Annotated in this window: 16 protein-coding genes; 2 read left to right on the forward strand and 14 right to left on the reverse strand. The window is 37.8% G+C overall.

Translation table 11 applies throughout. From position 1 onward, the window contains the following. Positions 1–160: 160 nt before the first annotated feature. The 7 genes from cydC to K332_RS24685 form a co-directional block, all read right to left on the reverse strand. Positions 161–1,879 (reverse strand): thiol reductant ABC exporter subunit CydC, encoded by a 1,719-nt coding sequence (gene cydC / locus K332_RS0108715; RefSeq protein ID WP_026907106.1) that lies wholly within the window; start codon positions 1,877–1,879, stop codon positions 161–163. After that, complete coding sequence (gene cydD, locus K332_RS0108720; protein ID WP_026907107.1) at positions 1,879–3,606, reverse strand: thiol reductant ABC exporter subunit CydD; 1,728 nt, start codon at positions 3,604–3,606, stop codon at positions 1,879–1,881. The genes cydC and cydD overlap by 1 nt, the downstream gene beginning before the upstream one ends. A gap of 426 nt (positions 3,607–4,032) precedes the next feature. Continuing rightward, a complete protein-coding gene (locus K332_RS0108725) occupies positions 4,033–4,407 on the reverse strand; it encodes a protease inhibitor I9 family protein (protein ID WP_026907108.1) in 375 nt (124 codons plus the stop codon). Positions 4,408–4,564: 157 nt separating this feature from the next. Then, on the reverse strand, positions 4,565–5,068 hold the full coding sequence (locus K332_RS0108730) for a hypothetical protein (RefSeq protein WP_026907109.1): 504 nt from the start codon (positions 5,066–5,068) through the stop codon (positions 4,565–4,567). 21 nt (positions 5,069–5,089) lie between these two features. Continuing rightward, positions 5,090–5,758 carry a hypothetical protein gene (locus tag K332_RS0108735; RefSeq protein ID WP_026907110.1) on the reverse strand — a complete coding sequence of 223 codons (669 nt, stop codon included), beginning with the start codon at positions 5,756–5,758 and terminating at the stop codon, positions 5,090–5,092. Positions 5,759–5,777: 19 nt separating this feature from the next. Next, a complete protein-coding gene (locus tag K332_RS22230; RefSeq protein ID WP_051359397.1) occupies positions 5,778–6,320 on the reverse strand; it encodes a signal peptidase I in 543 nt (180 codons plus the stop codon). Positions 6,321–6,390: 70 nt separating this feature from the next. Beyond that, the gene (locus tag K332_RS24685; RefSeq protein ID WP_026907111.1) at positions 6,391–10,578 is read right to left on the reverse strand and encodes a S8 family serine peptidase; all 4,188 of its coding nucleotides are present in this window, start codon (positions 10,576–10,578) and stop codon (positions 6,391–6,393) included. Between the two features lie 374 nt (positions 10,579–10,952). On the opposite strand from K332_RS24685, the gene K332_RS0108750 reads away from it, so the two are divergent. Further along, complete coding sequence (locus tag K332_RS0108750; RefSeq protein ID WP_026907112.1) at positions 10,953–12,185, forward strand: helix-turn-helix domain-containing protein; 1,233 nt, start codon at positions 10,953–10,955, stop codon at positions 12,183–12,185. Between the two features lie 332 nt (positions 12,186–12,517). Here the strand turns inward: K332_RS0108750 and K332_RS0108755 are convergent, their stop codons facing one another. Together K332_RS0108755 and K332_RS0108760 are read right to left on the reverse strand one after the other, a co-directional pair. Then, positions 12,518–13,459, reverse strand: a complete 942-nt coding sequence (locus tag K332_RS0108755; RefSeq protein WP_026907113.1) for a Gfo/Idh/MocA family protein — start codon at positions 13,457–13,459, stop codon at positions 12,518–12,520. Positions 13,460–13,616: 157 nt separating this feature from the next. Continuing rightward, positions 13,617–14,651 (reverse strand): WxL protein peptidoglycan domain-containing protein, encoded by a 1,035-nt coding sequence (locus K332_RS0108760; protein WP_026907114.1) that lies wholly within the window; start codon positions 14,649–14,651, stop codon positions 13,617–13,619. A gap of 103 nt (positions 14,652–14,754) precedes the next feature. On the opposite strand from K332_RS0108760, the gene K332_RS0108765 reads away from it, so the two are divergent. Beyond that, positions 14,755–15,519: a WxL domain-containing protein gene (locus tag K332_RS0108765; RefSeq protein WP_169727358.1), complete on the forward strand. Its 765-nt coding sequence runs from the start codon at positions 14,755–14,757 to the stop codon at positions 15,517–15,519. Between the two features lie 90 nt (positions 15,520–15,609). Here K332_RS0108765 and K332_RS0108770 read toward each other — a convergent pair whose 3' ends face one another. The 5 genes from K332_RS0108770 to K332_RS0108790 all read right to left on the reverse strand — a co-directional run bounded on the left by K332_RS0108770 (position 15,610) and on the right by K332_RS0108790 (position 20,955). Then, a complete protein-coding gene (locus K332_RS0108770) occupies positions 15,610–17,046 on the reverse strand; it encodes a glycoside hydrolase family 1 protein (RefSeq protein ID WP_026907116.1) in 1,437 nt (478 codons plus the stop codon). Then, on the reverse strand, positions 17,043–17,960 hold the full coding sequence (locus K332_RS0108775; protein WP_026907117.1) for an ROK family protein: 918 nt from the start codon (positions 17,958–17,960) through the stop codon (positions 17,043–17,045). The genes K332_RS0108770 and K332_RS0108775 overlap by 4 nt, the downstream gene beginning before the upstream one ends. A 78-nt stretch (positions 17,961–18,038) precedes the next feature. Next, positions 18,039–19,064, reverse strand: coding sequence for a LacI family DNA-binding transcriptional regulator (locus K332_RS0108780; protein ID WP_026907118.1), 1,026 nt, complete (start codon positions 19,062–19,064; stop codon positions 18,039–18,041). A gap of 92 nt (positions 19,065–19,156) precedes the next feature. Then, positions 19,157–20,005 (reverse strand): carbohydrate ABC transporter permease, encoded by an 849-nt coding sequence (locus tag K332_RS0108785; protein ID WP_026907119.1) that lies wholly within the window; start codon positions 20,003–20,005, stop codon positions 19,157–19,159. Next, entirely contained in the window at positions 20,002–20,955 is a 954-nt protein-coding gene (locus tag K332_RS0108790; protein WP_026907120.1) for a carbohydrate ABC transporter permease, read from the reverse strand. Before K332_RS0108790 ends, K332_RS0108785 begins: the two co-directional genes overlap by 4 nt. Between the last annotated feature and the right edge of the window lie 195 nt (positions 20,956–21,150).

Here is a 21,150-nt window from a genome sequence, read left to right on the forward strand (position 1 = left end):
TCTACACAAGATCCACTTATGGTTCTTTGGGATGCTCTGGTATTAAAAAATAAGGACCACTAACACAATAAGGCAGTCTAATGGACATTTATCCATTAAACTGCCTTTCTTTTGCTTCATTTGCCTAGGTAAATTATTTTCAAACAAATTTACTTGCCATCTACCAAAACAAACTCTGCTCAATTTCCTTCATTCGATAAAAATAACCTTGCTTATCCATTAACTCATCAAAGGTTCCAGACTCAATAATCGAACCCTGCTCCATCACAATGATCTGATCCATCTTTTCTAGTCCTGTTAAACGATGACTTATAAGAACAACGGTATCCTCTTTTGCAATCTTAAATAGACTTTCATACAACTGTGACTCTGTAATCGAATCCAAAGAAGATGTTGGTTCATCTAATAGCCAAAGTGGAGCCTTTCTTAATATAGACCGAGCGATTGCCAACCGCTGCTTTTCTCCACCTGAAAGATTTTCCCCTTTTTCAAGTACGGGAGTATCCAGACTAAGATGGTCAAGTTGTACGATTCGAAGAGTCTCTTCCATCTCTTCATTGCTCAGCCCATCCTTCGCTAATTCCAAGTTTTCACGAACTGTTCCAAAGAAAAAGTGATTAGATTGTAAAACAACATTTGCATTTTCCCAAATACTTTCCTGTGATAACCCTGAGAGTAATTGGTTGTTCCATCGTATATCTCCATCACTGACATCGTACATTTTCAACAACAATTGCAAGATAGTAGATTTACCCGAACCACTTGGTCCAACAATTGCCGTTTTGGATCCTACAGCCAGACAAAAAGAAAGATTGTTCAACGTAGGACGTGTCTCATCTGGAAAAGTAAAACTCACATGTTCGATTTCGATAGCAGGTGGAATCCCTTTCTCGACCATTCCTGTTTCTTGTCGACACACCTCGGATTGTTCAGCTTTAACGACCGTCTCCAATCGGCTAACAGCTTGTCTACTATCCTGAAGATGACTAGGATATGCCGCCATGGCCGTTGTGTTTTCAAATACAGTAAGGGATACCATCACAAGCATAGCAAGGAAAATGCCATCTAACTGGCCCATTGTAACCAAATAAGCTCCTACAGCCAACACCGTTACAGAAATAAACAGGGATACAAACGTATTGACTGACTCGTGGAACAAGCGTTGGACATTTTCCCGCTCCTGCTCTGCCAAATAATAATCCGATGACTCAAGCAAATCCTGTTCTTTTTTGTTTACTTGCTGATAAATTTTCAAATCTCGATAACCATATAAAAACTCGGTAACATCTGTCGATAATCTTCCTCTGCTCTCCCTAACCATTCGATCCACTTTTCGTTGCTTTAATCCAAAAAAGGCCGGAACAATAAATGTCGTTAAGAGCAACCCAATAAAGATAATCACTGCCACTTCCAAGGAAAAGAAAGTTGTGAAGAATATCGTAGCAAGAAAGACAAGAACAATGACTATCAGCGGGTAAAAAACGCGCAGGAAGTAATTTTGTAATGTCTCCACATCACCAACAATTCTCGAAAGCAAATCGCCACTTCGGTATTGTTGAAAAATACGTGGTGCACGGGCTTCCAATTTTTCATAAAAGGAAACACGTAGATTGCTTAGCATCGTAAACGTTCCACGATGGGAAAAATAGCGCTCACCATATCTGCTTAACGCCGAAATAATTCCAAGCATTTTTACGATGGCTACGATGATCATTAACGTATAAATTGGCGGTACAAGCGCAGCCTGTGAGATTAAATATCCACTGGAGGAAAAAAGACCAACAGCCGTTATCCCGGCGATAAATCCACAAATAATAGAAAGAAGGATATCTTTCTTTTCCTTTAGCATAATAAGGATTATTGTTTTCATACCTTTCATTATGCCGTCCCTCCTTGCTGAATATTCACCATACGCTGATATACATCGCTTGATTGTAATAAATCGACATGCGTCCCGGATGCAATAAGTTTCCCATTATGTAGTAAAAGAATTTTATCCGCATTTTTAATGGTGTATAGTCTATGTGCAACAGTGATAATGGTAGCATTTTTCCCCAATTCTCGAATGGAGGCTTGGAGTATTTGCTCTGTTTTCAAATCAAGCCCAGTCGTTGGCTCATCGAATAGGATAATAGATGGTTGTTTTAGAAAAGCCCGTGCAATAGCTATCCGCTGCTTTTCTCCACCAGATAATCCTCTACCCGCTTCTCCAATTGGTGTATCATACCCATTATTAAGGGATTCAATTAAGGAATGGATACCAGCTCTTTCAGCCGCTTCCATAATTTCTGCACGGGATGCTCTTCTCATTGAACCTATTGCAATATTATCAGCAATCGTGCCTGAGAACAGGTATGGATCTTGTGAAATATAACTTAAGGAGTCAAACCACGATTTCTCACTCCGTTGTTCCTGTGGTTTTCCATTGATGTTCAGTTCACCTTCTGTAATGGGAACAAGTCCTGCTATCATATTCAGTAGCGTTGATTTTCCCGATCCTGTTTTCCCTATAATCGCGACCTGCTCATACGGATGAATTTCCACATGAACATCATTGATGGAAAATTCGCCTTTCCCATAACTAAATCCAGCACCAATAAGTTCCAATACTGGCGGCTGATTCAGAGTCAAGTTCTCTTTCCCCCACTTCACTCCCTGATCCATTTCAGACAATTCATCTTCCAGTTTCTTTGCAGCCCCCATACTAGCTCTTCCCGTATGAAAGGCACTACCTAGATCCTTTAACTTCGAATAAAATTCTGGGGCTAGAACTAACATTAAGAAACCAGTGTAAAACGTGATGTCTTGGAAAATAATCATTCGTACGGCAACTTCTAATGCAACGAGGCCAATACTTAGCATCGAAATAAATTCAAGTGCAAGTGAATTGGAGAAGGCTACCTTCAGAACTTCCATCGTAGCATCCCGGAAATCCAAGCTACTCTTTTTAATTCTTTCCTTTTGCTGCTTCGAGCGCCCGAATAATTTAAGTGTCGTCAGCCCTTGTAAAGTATCTAAAAACGTTCCTGAAAAAGTAGCCATCTTATCAAGCTGTTCTTCCGATTTATCTTTCGTGTTAAATCCAATAATCATCATAAAGATTGGGATAAAAGGTGCCGTAACTAAAATAATAATACCCGTCGTCCAATGCTCCATAAATATAACAAAAAGAAGCATAATAGGGATGATCGAAGACTGAATGATTTGTGGAATATAGCTACTGAAATAGCTATCCAGTTCATCCACCGTGTCCATCATCACACTAACCTTTTGACCAGATTGCCCATGCAATGAAGTCTGCAATGGACTATTCGAAAATTTATTTAAAAGTGATTGCCTTAATTTTCCTTTAACGATTGCAGCCATTTTAATCCCCGTTCTCCCACTCCAAAAAGTGAAGAACGTTCTAGCAAGAAGAACAGCCAAAAGTCCGAGAATCAAAGGGATAACTTCCCCAAAGCTGTCTTCTTTTAAAAATACTCGGTCCACAATCATCACAAATAAATAGCCCTGTGCAATCACCGCGAAACCTGTTACTATAGCAACTATAATTAGAATAACTAATTTACGCTTCTGTTCCATCATCAAATCCTTAAGCCTATTCAATGCACGAGCCCCCTACAGGAAAATTGTTTTGTGAGTCTCTTCACATTAGTATACATGATTTAGATAACGGAATAAAACCCAAGGCCCACCCTTAACACAAAAGTCATAATTGCTCCATGGGGTCAAATCTTTTCGATGGGGCGAGTAACCGCAGCCCCAGGTTCCTTGGCCTGATTTAAAAGCTAACTTAGAATCAAATGGATATATTCTTATATGGCCTATCCATACCTAATTTCCCCAAAATAAAACCCTTATTAAATAACAATTCTCGTATCATTTAATAATGGGTTTTCTATTTTTGTGTTATATGTTTTACCATATTCCTATTGACTAACTTCATTAACGAGCTACGTAAATTACTTTTCACTCTCCTATTCATTAATTGTACATTAAGTTTCCAAAGCCGAAGAAAACTGTCCTGTGACACTAAATCTGATATCTTGGGTCATTTGGCTTTGGGGGAATACTTATTATTTGACTCTTGTAAATTGCTTCGATTTCATTGGATTTCAGTAAGTGTATTATATCTTTTCCTTTTAATTTCATTGCGACACCATTATATGCTTCTTTGTACCGATTCAAAATGATATATTCAATTTGGTTTTTGTCCAGGTATGTCACTACATCTTGTTGAAATTGATGATGACTTTCCTCCACCAATTGTCTTGCCTCTTCCATTGTCAGATACGGCATTAGCTTGACTTGAATTACTGCTGGCTTTGTTTTAAATTGAACAATAATTTGTACGTTTTCTTCACTATCAAGATCTATTTTAGGATCTATAAATATAGGTGAATTCATCCTAATTTCCTTTCCATTTTGAAAACCTTTTATTTACCATACGTTCATATTTATTGCAGTAATTGCTCCAATATGTATAAAAATCATTTCTTCCTGCTATTCATCACCTACTGGGAAGGACATGATAGCATTATCATGTCCTCCAATCCCCATCCGTTTATTCATTTTCATGTTGTGTATGCGTTTCATCGTCACTATCGTTATTTCGGTACCCAGTTTCCATCGCATCCTCTTCTTCTAATTCTAGTAATTCCTCGTTACTTTCACAATTTATTGGAATTTCTATCATCTCTTCAATATAATGATTAAAAACTGACAATGGAATTTGAATCTCATTTACTAGCCCAGAATTCGGTGTTGTAATTACTTCAGATAAAGTTTCACCGGGTAATAAATAATGACGGATTTCCTGCAACTGAATTGGTAATTCTATTTCATAGAGGTTCGTAATAGTAACTTTGACTTGAGCTTGTCCATTCTCACATGAAACTTGTGTCGAGGAAACGGAAATAAGATCCTCAGTAACAGCATTAACCAAACTGCCTTTTGCTTCTGTTTCACTAACAAACCATGCAGCAGTTCCTGTTTTGGCGAGAAAAGATAAAAGGTAGCACAACACCAAAACAAGTAACACAAACAGCATCCCTTTTCCCTTTACCACCTACTCACCCACTTGTCATTCTTAGTACTCTGCACCATTATCCGTTTGTTTTGCATTTATCTTTAAGCCTGCATTATATTTAGCACCTTGGTATTCGTTCCCGGCGCTCTCATCCAATTTAATTCCAACCATGATATCAATATATTGTCCTTCTTCCAATTGCCAGAAAGAATCATCGTCTCCCTCACCAAGCAAGATTTCCCCAGAATCTGCTACTGCTTCTGACATAACCTTTCCAATAACCTCCACTCCTTTTGGGAGGTTTGCCGTTGAAACAGAGCGCTCATTAGTCGTTCCATTAAATAGGTTTTCAAGAGCAATCTTTGCATCCTCATAAACATCCTGCCCCGGAGTAACTGTATACTTCATTGCCATGTATCCGATATCATATTTTTCAAGGGAAGCTTTGTCTACCGAATGGCTGTAAGTTGCCTTTAAAATAGTGTCCATATCACCGGTATTAGAGATGCTAACCCAATTTCCATATTGAAGCTGTGATGGTGCAAATTTCACACCAGAAAATAGTGTTTCTTCGATATCTGCACCATTATTAATTTCTAACGTACCATTATCCATATTTCCTTGTGCATTTATTTCTGATGTAAACCAGGAGTACGTTCCCACACTAGCTGTTGCTATAATCACTCCTGCAATAGCTGTTCCTAACAAAAAGTTCTTCGTCTTCTTCATCCTAAATTCCTCCCTTATTTTATGAACTAGACTTTCTTGTATGGTATGTGTTTCTTGATTGTTCCCATAACGTCAAACCAAAATAACCAATTAGTGGTACCACAATAAATAGGATAACTCCGATTGGACTTCCGATAAATTTTGCTATGTGCCCACCATTATTAATAAGAAATACCTTTTTCCCCATTAATTGTTCAGAAGAAACAACTTGTTCATCATTCACATTATTGTTATCCCCTTTCGTTACAAATCCAGAATTCCCATCTTGCTGGACAACTTTCACTACCCGGTGAGTAACAAATTTACCATTGCCTTCGTGGAATGTAATAACATCGCCTTCTTTGATAGATGAGGCAACAACTTTTTTAATAATAATCAAATCACCTGTTTCGAAGCTTGGATTCATACTATTCGATAGTACTGTTAATGGCTGATAACCAAAAATGGATGGAGGTGTATCTGAATTCAATTTTAATTGGATGACAAGGAATATAATAACTAGGAATAATACGATGAATAAAACACGGAAAGTATATGCTAGAGCCTTTTTTAGAATAACCATTCCTCATCCCTCCACTTGTATCAAGATTGGAAATTCGTACACATCTGACATGTGCACGAATTTTCCTACATTAATCATGTAATGGCTCAAGACCCAATGCCTGTAAAAAATCATCTAATCCTTTTTCCCCTAACTTTTCCATCGGACGTTTAGTTATACTCGGTCCAACTTCTAGGAAATTTGTTTCAATAAAGCGGATATCTGTTTCATCCACTATGCCGTCTTTATTAAGATCTGTATGAACGTCATTTTTTCCATACTTAGCAACAACACGCATGACATCCAAAATATCAATGACTCCATCGCCGTTTATATCACCAGCTTTGTTCATTGGTGGTCGTATCCGTAACATTTCACCAAAAATTTCTCCATCCTCTTCTTTCCCAACCTTTGTTTTAACCGTACTAGTTAAATGGCCAGGAATTTCAAAGAATATCTCATATTCCTCTTGTGTGACAGGTAATCCTTTAATTTCAAATTGTGCAAAATCATCAAAAGTACCTTGGTATGTTTTTCCATCTGGTCCTTTTGCATAAACTTTCATCCCGAATCCCTCATAATCTGTTCGAATAGGAAAACCATCTGGATGCATAAAAGCTTCCGCAGCAAAAGTTCCATTCACTACCGAATGTTTCGATATAAAGTGGTACTTATCATGTGCAAACACTGGGATGTTGTTCTCTGACTCGTCACCCGACTGTTGATAAGTAAATTGTTCAATCGCATCGAAACGTAACTGAGCCTTGTCCCCATAATACGTATCACTAATTACTTCAAATGTAACATCGACAAATGGAATATCTCCACTAAATCCGGTCGTCTCCTCTTCATTTATTGAAGCACCAACATGTACTACTTTTGTCCAAATGTCCTCTTCAAATGTAGGCTCATGAAGTGTAACATTTAAGTTACTTTCTTCCGCAAAATCAACAAATTCTTCATTTAACTGTACATCTTTAAATTGATAGATTGCCTTATCGTATCCTAAGTCAAATTCTCCTGATATAAGATCCTCCACATTATTCAAATTCAACGTAAATGTGAGACTATCTCCTAATTTGACTTCTTCTTCTTCATAAGTGGCTTCCCCATAGGCTGTTCCCTTTTTAATAAATGTATATTGGATTCGTTCTCCAACATTGGTTGCTAAATCAATTGGATCTAGCCCTAAATTTAATGGTTCATTTTCAATTTCCTCCGGTAGGACACCAAACTTCATTTCTCCATCTGCCGAAACTGGTAACAAACCAGGAAAAGGTGAATTTTGGTAATAAGCTACGATATTCGCAGATTGATCGTATTCTACCCCATTTTCATTTAAGACATCGATGGTTGAATCATAAACATTGGTGTGAACCCACAATGCATGGTACCCATCTTCGTCTGTATACATCGATTCATCCACTTCGATAATACCAGGCTCAATATCATTAAAGGTTATTTCCGCTGGTGTGTTATCTACAACAACGAATTGTTGAACCGTATAGTTGTTTCCATCTTTGTCAGTTCCAATCATCTTAAGATTAAAGTTGCCTTCAGGAAGTTTGGTTACTTCTTCACTAATTGGATTGACTGGGTCACCAGTAAACAGATTCACATTTCCCATAAATGCTTGGATAACATACATACTTCTATCCGGAATTATGCTGGTTGCATTCATCGACCCCACGTATCCAATCGGTTCATCCGTTTCGCTATCGGTTACAATAACATCTATCGTTTCCATTGGACTTTTAACTCTGAATTCCATGCCTATAAACGGTATTAAGAATGAATGAAATGTCCATTCATTTGGTACAGCATGTCTATCTAGATTCATAAAATCTATTCCCTTTTCCGTCACACGGATTGCAAAAGGAATTTGATAGGTTTCTTCTGGGTTATGTTCATTAATTACTCGAAGATAACCTTCATAGTATCCTTGTTCCGCATCACTAGGAACAGTCAACTTCGGCTCCAAATCAACGTTTTGCTCAGCTGGCAATGTCAACTGTTGTTCCACATTCAGTTCTACACCATTTTCCGATGCATCTTGGCGATTATCTTTTGCTTGCAAAAATGCAACATCGAGTTGATACGTTTGTTCTTCCTCCGAACGGTTTCCAATCGTGATTTCCTTTGTTACCTCAATAGATTCGCCTTCATCAAAATAATGGCTTCCGAATACTAATGAACCTTTCTCCGTATCGAGAACAACTATTTCTTCACCCTCTACCATATCGGTTTGATCCTTTACTTTGATATACGTAGTGGCATGTACCGCATCATACGCATTGATACGACCTGCACCAACCTCATAAACTGAATAATCTTCTTGTAAGTCAACAGAAGTATTCATTAATGCCGCTTTTACATCAAAAGGGGAATACGCAGGGTTTTCCTGTAAAATTAAAGCCGCAACTCCAGCTACATGTGGAGAAGCCATGGATGTTCCTTGCATTCTGTTGTATGCTACATCATACGACTCATTTTCATGGTCATTGATATACCCAGGAACGGTTGAATAGATTGCAACTCCAGGTGCAACAACATCTGGTTTTATATCATAAGTCCCTTCCACAGGCCCCCTAGAACTGAAATCAGCCAAATGGTCGCCTACTGTTTGGATATTTCCAAGCTCACCAAAAGTAAACTGGGCACCATTTTCAACAGCTGCTTTCAATGCTTCTCCATCTTCATCAGATAAACGGAATGATGGAATATATGCCGTATTTTCACCGACATAATGCGGAATTTGACCTTCTTCATTGTTATACACAATAACAGCAACGGCACCAGCATCTTTTGCATTTCTTATTTTTTCATCAAATGCAAGCTCACCACGTTCAATAAGTGCGATTTTACCTGTCACATCCACATTAGCAAAATCATTCACTGACCCTAGTCCTACATAAACAACATCAAAAGATTGATCTTGATAGTTTGCTAGATTATCTGTAAAGTGTTTCGCTAGTAGTTGTACGTCATGAAAAGTTAACCCATCTGCTGTAGCAGTAAAAGTAGGGATAGTTTGTGATACATCACTTGCCCCAACCGTAATTGCCAATGCTGCAGTACCTGGAGCCCCAACTGTTTTTTCCCCTGGACCAGCATTTCCAGCTGCAACCACCGTAACAACATTAGAAAGCATGGCATTATTTACTGCAACAGATGTAGGAGATAATGGATCATTAACATTCATTCCTAAGGACAGATTAATAACGTCCATTCCATCTTTTACTGCCTTATCAATACCTGCTAACACCCAATCTGTTTGTCCACTACCATATGGGCCAAGTACACGGTAGCTATATAAATCAACCCCTGGCGCAACGCCTATTACCGCAGAATCGACTGGATTGTCCTTTTGTCCGGCAATCGTACCTGAAACATGTGTACCATGTGAGGTATAATAACTACTACCATAATAATCATATTCTGGTTGGCCAGAAGTCTCCCAATCTTGATACGTCGTTTCCATTGGGTCGGCATCATTTTCTACATAATCCCATCCCAATACGGTATCTGGATCAACATTACTAGCGTCTTCCCCATCGGTATTTCGATATCCTTCATAGACGTTCGTTAAATCCGGGTGATTATAATCAATACCTGTATCAATTACACCTACCTTGATACCATCACCATTAACGCCTTCCTCATGGAGTCGGTCTACCCCAATTTGCGGGATGCTATCAATCATTTTTGGCTTTATTTTTTCACCATTCATTTCAGGGAATGTCAGCTGAACGGTTTCGTTTTTCCAAATTCGCTTAACGATCCCTGTCTCTATCAGGTTGACCACCTGATCCCCCGGTATTGTCATGGCAACACCGTTAAAAGCATCACGATATTCTTGTGTTATTACTATTTCCTCTTGATTGGCCGATTTAACACTCTTCCATTTTGAAATGGCTTGTTTAAATTCCTCATGTGCTGTATCCACTTGTTTCGTTGCCTCAGCTAACGTAACAGCGGAACGCTTTTTCTGAGCTTTTGCTTTTGCAACGGCAATCTTTGCAGGATCCTGCTTAAATTCAACGATGATATTTACAGGACCAGCGCTTTCAAGGTTAATTTCTGGATGGATAGTAAATCCAGGTGTTGCCTCCAATTGATTTAAGGCACTACGCTCTTCGTCGGTAAGGTTTCCCAACACTTCCTCCACACTGCCCGATCCCTTTTTAGCCTGAATCAATCCTTGAGGAAGCATAGTACTAAGAATTAAAATTATTGATACTATCGTGGTTAGTAATCTTATTCTTCGTTTTCTTTTCATCATAGACCCCTTTCAAATTAACTCATCTATGCTAAATTTTTGAAGTTACCCCACTCCCCTTTTTAGCCTTTATTTAGATGACTTATTTAGAACAATCATATAAGCATAAATACATCGCTGTAAATTGGGGTTATTTTGATGTTTCTAAATATTCTGTGTAGTAATTAAGTCATATATCATTAATCTAGTAACCAGAAATTAAATTGATTAATAGAAAAAACAGGATGAAAGTACTAAAAATTAGTGTCCCAAATTAAAGTACTTATGAGTTATAATTTATAAAAGTCAGAAAATATAATGGAATTCGTAGGTATTTTTATAGGAGGATTATTCTATTCGATTTAAAAGCAGTCACAGGAAAGGAGAAATAATCAATGTACGAGGGAAAAGTCATCAAGTTTTATCGTGAACTGGCCGGTATGACTCAAGAACAGTTAGGTCATGGAATTTGTTCCACGACCCATATTAGTAAAATTGAACGGGGATTAACCGAATACTCTTCTGAAATCACAGCTTTACTAGCAAAAAGGTTAGACATCAACATTGGCAACGAAGTTCGTAGATTGACAGAAATTAAAGAAAAGCTTGATATGTGGCATGAAATGATTATTTCTTTTAATATGCATCCAGCAGAAGAAATTCAAAAGCAATTAGCAAGTAATCCATTAATAGAAATATCCAATTACAAAACGCTCTATTATTTACTTTCATTAAAATATAACTTGAAACATGGAAAACTAACGATTATTAGTAAACAACTTAAGGAACTCCAAAAAAAAAAAAACTTACCACCATATGAACAAAATTTGTATAAACATGTAATGGGAATCTATCATATGGTGATGGAAAACCATCCAGAATCCATCCGTATTTTAAAAAAGGTGGATCTTGATAAGTACTCCAACGCACTCATTTATTATGATTTAGCCACTGCCTATCATTATAATAATTCACCAGTTTTAGCCTATTATTATGCTGAGAAAGCATTACAGTTATATAAGCAAAAAAATTATTTTCTAGGTATCATTGATGCGGAAAATCTGATGATTATTCAAATTGAATCTAACCAGTTTCGCGACTTTAAAGAGACAAAAGAACAGTATCAAGCATTACTGAATTTATGCGATCTTTGTCATTCACCTGATAGGAAGGCCAAGCTACTGCACAACTTCGCCTATGAAAACCTAAGAAGGAAAAACTATGCAGAAGCGGCTAGACTGTATGAACAGTCCATGGATCTAAAGGAAAAAGAATCGGGAATCTATCTTCTTTCTTTAGAGGGGTACATTCGTGCGGGGTGGGAAGGAAAGTTATTGACACAAGAAGAACTGTTAAAACACGTGCATGAGGGGCTCTTACTTGCTAAAAAAGTCAACGATAAGATTTACACAATTGTGCTTACGGTACATAAATACTCCATCCTCCAACGGGAAGAACAATACTATAAATATATAGCTACTAAAGCATTACCTTATTTCAGAGAACATGGCCACATAATCGTCGCTGAACGATATGAAACAGAACTTTTCAACTACTACCTAAAATCAAACGATGCTGATAGAGCAATACAAACTGCAACATATATTGTAGAACGTATTGGACAGTAGAATAGTGGGAAACTTCTTTTGTTACATGAACTTGAGGCTCTCTACACTAGCTTTGCATAGGTTAGAAAAACATGTTAAATCAATATAAAATGCTCCTAATGTAGATAGTTTGTCTACAGAAAAAAACTATCTACAAAGGAGCTATAAACAAGCTAAATCTATATCCTGAATAACGTGAACGTTACTAAATCACCTAGAGCAAATAACATTAAAAGTATGGTTAAAGAACAATGCTTAATACTAAAAATTCACTTTGATACAAACAAATTGTTGCTGTATATCAATACTTTAGCTATTTTAATTAAACAAAACTCATTACCACTTAATCTTGCTTAAACCGAGGTACCTGTCCCCATGGCTGCTTTCAACAGTTCTTCCACTAATTTTTGTGTTTTCAATCCTTCTATGCCATCGATAAGTGGTCGTGTATCATTCGTTATACAGTCTACAAAGTGTTCGACGGCATCTACGAATCCTTTTTGCTTTAAGATTGTATCCCAGGACGGTGCTGTTTGGATCGTAAGTTTGTCATCTTGCTCCATTTCCAACACATCTAAGTTATTTACTCTAATTAATGCACCATCTGTTAAAAGTTTTAATTGTTCGATGTTTGTTCCAGCTCTACGATGCATGGATAGATGAAAGGTGCTTCCACATTCTGATTCAAAAACATGCTCCGCATAAACAAGCTGTCCCTCCAAATTAGTTGTCATCTTTGGATAGACGAGCTTCAATTCCCCATCATCATGAAACCATCTCATGAGATCAACAATATGTAAGTAATCATCCAACATGGTAAACCTAAAATCTCCAGGTCCGATACTGTTTGCACGATGCTTTTCCAAATAAAACGCTGAAAGGTTCTCCGCTTTTTCTTTTGCATACCTATACATCGGGGCAAAACGACGATTAAACCCAACCATCAGTTTTCGATTATGTTTTTCACTTAACGCTACTAGCTGTTCTGCTTCTTCAAGCGTTGCAGCTAGTGGCTTATCCACATAAACATCCTTGCCATTTTGAAGCAACTCTGAAACTACTTCAAAATGAGATGCTGTTGAACTATGTACAAACACCGCATCACAAGCTTGCATTAGGGCCTGCATACTGTGAAAATCTTGTATCCGATATTGCCGACAGATTTGTTTTCTCTTTTCCGCATTGGGGGAAAACGCACCGACAAATTCCCAGTTCGTTTCTTTCGTTACTATTGGTAAGTACGCTTTTTGTGCAATACCACCTAACCCAATCATTGCGACTCTTAACCGTCTCATTCAAACACTCCTCAGGAAAAGCATTTAATTTTTCTCTCTGTACAATCATGTTATTTCATAGTTATTCAGATAACAAGCAATAAAGCGATAAACCCATACTCCCTAACCGAGAAGGGACTGGCAATACATAGTTTGTAAATGCCCTTCCCTATCCCTACTATTTCCTTCTTCTTCCTAACCAGAACATAACCCCTGCCAAAACGATTGCTCCAGCTATAATCCATACCCAACTAGGGATACCATTCTCCACTTGCCCCTGTGGAACAACTGGCTGATTTCGTTCTACATATTCCTCTACATCGTCATTCGCAATGGAAAAACGTTCTTCTGCATCTACTTCATTACCATTCACATCTAACGTAACCAACAGCCTATAATCGCCATCTTCTAACGTTTCATAATTCCATTGGAAAGGATAATTAATTTGCGTTTTCGGTGCCATGTTAAACGTAGGAATCTCACCATTGAATAATTGATTTCCATCTCCATCTTCCACTTGATATGCACCTGATATATTTTCCTGAATCATTTGAGTATCATTTTTCATTTCAATATAAGCACTTGGTCCCTTTAAGGTGAATCCTGCTGTTCCCATAGAAAAGCTAGGCTCAACCGGGTTAGGTAAATCCAACTGAATTGCTACCGAATGGGCAGTTTCTGTTTGTAATACAAAATTTGCTGTTCCTTCTTCCACCTCTACCGACTTTTCATCCGCTTTTCCTTCAGTAATAATACGGACCGCACCTAAAATGGTACCACTGTCTACATCAGGAACCGTAATGTCAATTGGTATTTCAACCGTTTCTTTACCATCCATAGTTAGTTCTGAATCTACGCTAATAAAATTTACTAATTTAATCCCATCATCGAGTAGTATAGAGTCATTAGAATCAATCGTCTCCCTATACAACATCCCACCAACTGGATTCGTAAACCCATTCGCTTTCTCGATAATTACTTTTTGTTTATCCTCTAGATTATTCGTCATTCTAACGTTTATTGTTTGTGTTTGGTTAGGCTCCACATTCAATCGAAAATATCCTTTTACATTCACATCCTGATTTTCAGGATAAATTGGTTCAATTGTTAATGGAGTCCCACTCTCTTCAGAAGAAACTTGTAAAGCGCCAATAAAAAAACTGAGACCAATCATGAATAAAAATGCACATAATCCTTTCCTACATGTCCACATCCCTAATACTCCTTTCCTTCTCTCATTTAGTGTTTCCCTGATGTATGTTTTTTTTATAATTAGATGAAACTACTAGAGATTAATTATGAAAGGAGCTGTTAAGTTGATTCATTTTAAGAGTCATGAGATACGTGAGAAAGAAAATAACTATGTAGAAATAATTCTTCATCTTGACCCTGGTTCAAATTTTTCCGTAGAATTTTCTAAAGAATTTGGCCAAAGCAATGACGAAAAAGACCTTCAACAAGCCGCACAAAACTATGTCCAAGAAAATCTACCAAGTACCAAATTTAATAAAATAAAAGTGATGGTCGGTGGGGTTGTTATTGCCACCATATTAGGTGCTACACTGATAGCTCCCGGAGGCAATCAAGCAAGCGCAAGTCCATTAGGTAGTGATGTAGCAATTACAGGTGGCCAATTAGCAGTTGAATCACTATCTGTTGGTACATTTGACGCTGTTGTACTAAACGGTAAAATTCAAAGTACATCAGCAACGATTACCCCTTTTAATGTGACGGATCCTTCAGGGACTGGTGCTGGTTGGAATGTAGTCATGTCCGCTACACAATTTTCAGATACAACGGGTAAAACATTACCAAAAGGATCATTAACTGTAGCAGCACCAACTATAGCCATTGCAGATGGGGCAGAGGGATCATCGCCAGCAGATACCATAACAAAAACTGGTGGAACCATCGATGACGAAATAGGCGTTAAAATTTTGAGTGCGCCTGCAGATAATGGGATGGGTACTTACACCGTATCCTTTGCAGACGAAGCCTTAAATCTAACACTACTACCAAAGGATGTAAAAGCAGGAACGTATACATCAACCATCAAGGTTGACATTAATAATGGACCATAAAAAAGCTCCGATCAGTACTGCCCTTCCAAAAGTCTAATTTTGGGAGGGACTATATCGGAGCTTATCTGTTCAACCCAAGTCTCTATTCTACTAAAGATTCCTTCCCTCTGACTCAATAACTCCCTTATACCAATAATAACTCTTCTTCTTAATCCTTCTGAGGTCATGTTCCCCTTCTTCGTGTTGATTCACATAGACAAAGCCATAGCGTTTTTGGAAGCCGTTTAACCAGCTTAGCAGGTCGGTAAATGACCATGTGCAGTACCCAAGTACATCTACTCCATCACTAATCGCCTCTTGAATCGCTGTTATATGTGTTTGCAAATAATCAATTCGATAGTCATCATTGATTGTATCATCTTCTTCGAGTTTATCATATTCGCCTAAGCCATTTTCACTGATTAAAACTGGTAATTGGTATCGATTTGTAATACGCCTGAGGGCAATTCGAAGTCCTGTGGGATCAATGTTCCAATCCCAATTCGTTCGCTCGAGATTTTCATTTTTGATTGTTTTAAAGAGACCTGGTACACCCGTATCTTCCGTTGTACCCTTCTTACCGGAAGTATTCATTTTCCCTTCAGATACCCCATCTAATGGATTCTTTTCAAAGGTAGTCGTTTGATAATAATTAACCCCCATAAAATCAGGTTTCCCTGCCTTTAATAATTCGAGGTCTCCACTTTCAAGTGTAGGACTCAAGCCTTTTCTTTCTAAATAATTCCAAGCTACTTTAGGGTACGTTCCCCATGCATAGATATCCATCCACCAATGCGCATTTAACTCCTCCGCATTTTCTGCGGCAAGAACGTCTTCAGGCTTAGAGGACGTGGCATAAGATGGGGAATATGCAAAGCTTGGTCCAATCTTACCGTCCGTTACATAGTTGCGGAACTCCTTGATTGCACTTGCATTGGCTAAATTTGCATGATGATTGACCTGATAGAAAAGCTTTTCATCCTTTATACCTGGAGGATGAAGAGCAGTTCGATAACCAAAACCAACAAAAATATTTTGTTCATTCAAGCTTACCCAGTACTTCACACGGTCACCAAAATGCTTGAATAACGTAACCGCATAATTGGTAAAGTCTCGGATTATCTCTCTGGATTCCCAACCACCATATTCGTCTTGAAGCGCCTGTGGTAAGTCCCAGTGATAAATCGTTAAAATCGGTTCAATATTATTCTTTATTAATTCATCGATTAAATCACTATAGAATTGGATCCCCTTCTCATTTACCTTCCCTTTTCCCTCGGGAAAAATCCGGGTCCATGCAACAGAAAATCGGTACGCTTTTAGCCCCATTTCGGCCATGAGACGAATATCTTCTTTATAACGATGGTAATGATCGACAGCCGTGTCCCCAGTCGTACCCTTAAAAGTTTTACCCGGAATTCGAACAAATTGATCCCAGTTAGAGGGTCCCTTCCCATCCTCGTTCCATGCACCTTCTACTTGATAAGCAGCAGAAGCAGATCCCCACATGAAGTTGTTAGGAAATGGCATTAATTTATCATGTATCATCCTATACTCTCCTCCCGAATCATTTCTCTTTGTAAAAAGTGATATAGTGCTCCAATTAAATTGGAATCATTTCCAAATTGACATGGGTGTACTTGTATATCCAAACATTCTTCATTCGGTTTCATAATCTCGAGCTTTTCATTTATTCGATCAATAAGGCCTTCTCGTTTACTAATTGCGCCACCGATTAATATTTTTTGTGGGTCAATGATGTACTGCAAATTATAAATCCCTACAGCAAGGCGTTTAATGAATTTTTCAATCTCATCCTGCACTTCTAGATCGCCCTCATCCGCCATGTTAAACACTTTTACTCCGTTAAGTGTATGGGGATCCATTTTTTTCCGTTTGGCTACTTGCATTACTAAGCCCCATGTAGCAGCAAGTGAACTCCAACTTTCCCCAATCGGTTGGTCTAGGTAATCCTCAAGAAGCATATACCCAAATTCACCACTGAAAAGATTGCTTCCATGGCGAACTTTTTTATTCAAAACGAGTGCTCCACCAATTCCCGTACCGATAACAATACAAATATAATCATCAATCCCTTTCGCAGCACCTATCCAGCCTTCCGCTAATCCTGCGCAATTTGCATCGTTTTCCAGTTCAACCGGAAGCCCCGTTCGCTCTTGGATTAGCTCCCTGATATTAGGACCATGGATATAAGAAAGGGCCGTTATCCCTTTAATATAGCCGGATTCCACATCTACCGCTCCTGGCATACTTAAAGCGATACCATGCACGATATGTTTTTTTTGAAATTCCTTCACCACTTTATCAATCACATTTACGAAAGAGTCCATCCCGTCTTTTGGTGTTGGAAGAGAAGATTTTTCTAAAAAATGGCCTGCCCGATCCATAAGGGAATATTTAATCGCAGAACCACCAACATCAAAAACTACAAAATAATTCACCCCAAAAAACCTCCTATTCCACTTCATCTAGTTGTTATTATTTTCCCCTAAAAAATCAGACGCTTGAACTATCCTAGATTACCAGAAGGCTTTATTCGTTCCACACGATTCCCTAACAATAAGTTCTGAGTCCGTAAATACAGGCTTTAACTTCGATTTCCCATCGATTAAATCATTCAACATATACGCTGATAATTTACCGATTCTTTCCTTATCCTGTTTTACAGTCGTTAGTTTAGGATCACTGTAACGACAAGCTGCAATATCATCACAACCGATAACTCGAATATCAGTCGGAGCATGTAATCCAGCTTCTTTAATCGCCCTTAATGCACCTAATGCCATTAAGTCTGACGCAGCAAATATAGCTTCTGGATACTCCTTCCGCTCCAAGATTCTCTTCATAGCGAAATAGCCACTTTCTTCTTGATAATCACCATACTCTATCCACTCATTCTTTATTTCAAGATCGAATTGGCTCATTGCATCTTTGAATCCTTTTAACCTCAAATTGGAAATGACAGACTCACGCATACCACCGATATAACCAATTTTCCGTAGTGAATTCAGATAAAAATGTTCTACTACTTTTCTTGATAAATTCACATTATCCGTCATAACATAACTGGCGCTTGGGCCTTTTAATTCAATATCAATCCCAATACAAGGAAAACCACTTTCCGCAAGTTCAAAAGTAGCCTTCTCTACTTCCTCACCAGCAATAACCAAACAACCATCTACATTAAAATGCTTACATCTAGCTAAATAACTTCCTTTATCTTGTAAAAAATGCTCATTAGAAAACATTAAGATATCGTAACCAAGTAATCCTATATTTCGCTTAAAAGTAGAAATAACTTCATTGAAATATGGATGTGTCATATCAACATTTATCTTACCGGCGTAAATAAGACCAATAAGATTTGATTTTTTTGTTGCTAGGGACCTGGCTGAAAAGTTAGGTGCATAGCCCATTTCATCAATAACTGTCATCACTTTATTCTTCGTTTGCTCACTTACCCCATTATAATTATTGATTACTTTGGAAACTGTTCCTTGAGAGACTCCTGCCATTTTTGCAATATCTTTTATCGTTAAACCCATCATGTTAAGTATCTAATCCCTTCTAAAGATCTTTCCTACTACTAGATTACTAAGAGTCCTAGCGTGAAACAATAGCCAGGCAGGAAAAATTATTATTTTACAGACCCTTCCGTAATACTAGAGATAAATAATCGGTTAAATAATAAGAAAACAATTAATAATGGAACCGTAGCCCAGAATACCCCGGATAAAATCATACCGAAATCAATGTTATTTGTATTACTCAACTGTGCCAATGCCACCTGAATTGTATACGTTTCTGGGTCTCTTAAAATAGTAAACTGCCATAGAAATTCTCCCCAAACCGCAGTAAAGACAATAATTCCAAGTGTTGCAAAGGCTGGTAAAATAATAGGTAAAACAATTCTCCAATAGATTCTGAGGTTCGAACATCCGTCTAATTTCGCGGCTTCGATTAATTCATCCGGAACTGCTCCCGAAATATATTGTCGCATCAGAAATATCCCTAAAGGATTTAAAAAGAATAAAATCATTACCCCTGGCAATGTATCAAGCAAATTTGCATTAGCAATTAAGAAATACTGGGGAATTAACCCTAGTTGCGGCGGTATAATCATCGTGACGAGAATCGCTACAAATAGAAAGTTTTTACCCGGAAATTTAAACTTCGCAAAAGCAAAACCTGCTAATGAACTAATAAACAGTACTACAATCGTCACCACAGCACATAGTACAAATGAGTTCCACATCCCACCAAAGAAATCAATTTCATTTAGTACCTTTTTAAAGTTTTCAATCAACATATTTCCCGGTGTAAGGGTTGGCGGAATAGAGTTGTACGCGGCACTTGGCCGTGTTGCCATCACAAACATCCAATAGAATGGGAAAAGAGAAAGAATAGAAGTGATAAATAAAAATACATAAACGAAAATTCTTCCTATGGATATTTTTTTCCTGTTTTTTCGGATTGTATCACTCATTTCTTCACCCTCCTCTTCTTCCTTCCTAAGCCTTGTGTTAATCGTAAATTAATCAAGGCAAAGATAGTGATGATTACCAATAGAATAATCGCTGTTGCAGAAGCTGTTCCAAATGACTGTAATCGGAAGGCATCACGGTATAAGTACATAACAATCGTCATCGCTTCATCCCTTGTAAAAGCATCAGCTCCTAGGAATACAGTAGGTTCCGAGAACAATTGCATCGCACCAACTGTGGATGTAAATACAGTAAGAATGATAAATGGCTTCATCATCGGAATCGTAATATACCACAATTGTTGTGCCTTATTAGCTCCATCAACGGTAGCCGCTTCATAGAGATCATTCGGGATACTTTGAATACCTGCTAGATAGATAATCGTGTTATATCCTACCCATCGCCAAAATACCATCAGTGAAATGGCAATTTTCGTACCCCATTCAGAAGCTGCCCAAGCGATTGGATCAAGTCCAAAGAAATGAGTTAACACATAGTTAGCAAGTGATGATTCATGATTACTGAATAACACACTAAATATTAGAGCAACAGCAACCATAGAAGTTAAATAAGGCATAAATATAGTTACCCGAAAGTAACTTTTAAACTTCAGAAAAGCCATATTGAGTAAATAAGCAAGAATAAGACCAACAACCAACTGTGGAGCAGTCCCCATAATCCCCATAATAATCGTATTGTAAACCGATTTCCAAAATAATGGATCAGTTAGCACTAGCTCAAAGTTTGCTAGCCCATTAAATGTCATCGGGCTTAAGCCATTCCATTTTTGGAAAGCTAGATAAATACTAAAAAGCGCAGGATACAGGCCAATTAGTGCAAAAATTATAAAGAAAGGCGCTATATATAAATAACCTGAAATCATGTCCTTTTTTTCTTCAGACCTAAATTTCCTCTTTTTAAATATAGATACTTTCTTACTACTAGCATTCATTTTCTCGCCTCTTTTCCATTTGGAAGTGGTATGGCGCACCAAAGTGCCCATATCCTATGTAGTTTCCTCCATAAACATAATGGAAACACCATTCATATGTAAGGTGGTCAGCTTCCTTTTTCAATCCTTTTTCTGTTGCTAAAGTTTTGTAAAAGAAAGCCAACCTTATTATTCCAGTCTTTAATCTAGACTGTG

The sequence above is a fragment of the Paucisalibacillus globulus DSM 18846 genome, assembly GCF_000482485.1.
Classification (GTDB): Bacteria; Bacillota; Bacilli; order Bacillales; family Amphibacillaceae; genus Ornithinibacillus; species Ornithinibacillus globulus.

Bases quoted from the DNA above. Each gene is read 5' to 3' on its own strand.
- cydC (WP_026907106.1), bottom strand. From the start codon at position 1,879: ATGAAAGGTATGAAAACAATAATCCTTATTATGCTAAAGGAAAAGAAA.
- K332_RS0108725 (WP_026907108.1), bottom strand. From the start codon at position 4,407: ATGAATTCACCTATATTTATAGATCCTAAAATAGATCTTGATAGTGAA.
- K332_RS0108735 (WP_026907110.1), bottom strand. From the start codon at position 5,758: ATGAAGAAGACGAAGAACTTTTTGTTAGGAACAGCTATTGCAGGAGTG.
- K332_RS22230 (WP_051359397.1), bottom strand. From the start codon at position 6,320: ATGGTTATTCTAAAAAAGGCTCTAGCATATACTTTCCGTGTTTTATTC.
- K332_RS24685 (WP_026907111.1), bottom strand. From the start codon at position 10,578: ATGAAAAGAAAACGAAGAATAAGATTACTAACCACGATAGTATCAATA.
- K332_RS0108750 (WP_026907112.1), top strand. From the start codon at position 10,953: ATGTACGAGGGAAAAGTCATCAAGTTTTATCGTGAACTGGCCGGTATG.
- K332_RS0108755 (WP_026907113.1), bottom strand. From the start codon at position 13,459: ATGAGACGGTTAAGAGTCGCAATGATTGGGTTAGGTGGTATTGCACAA.
- K332_RS0108760 (WP_026907114.1), bottom strand. From the start codon at position 14,651: ATGTGGACATGTAGGAAAGGATTATGTGCATTTTTATTCATGATTGGT.
- K332_RS0108770 (WP_026907116.1), bottom strand. From the start codon at position 17,046: ATGATACATGATAAATTAATGCCATTTCCTAACAACTTCATGTGGGGA.
- K332_RS0108780 (WP_026907118.1), bottom strand. From the start codon at position 19,064: ATGGGTTTAACGATAAAAGATATTGCAAAAATGGCAGGAGTCTCTCAA.
- K332_RS0108785 (WP_026907119.1), bottom strand. From the start codon at position 20,005: ATGAGTGATACAATCCGAAAAAACAGGAAAAAAATATCCATAGGAAGA.
- K332_RS0108790 (WP_026907120.1), bottom strand. From the start codon at position 20,955: ATGAATGCTAGTAGTAAGAAAGTATCTATATTTAAAAAGAGGAAATTT.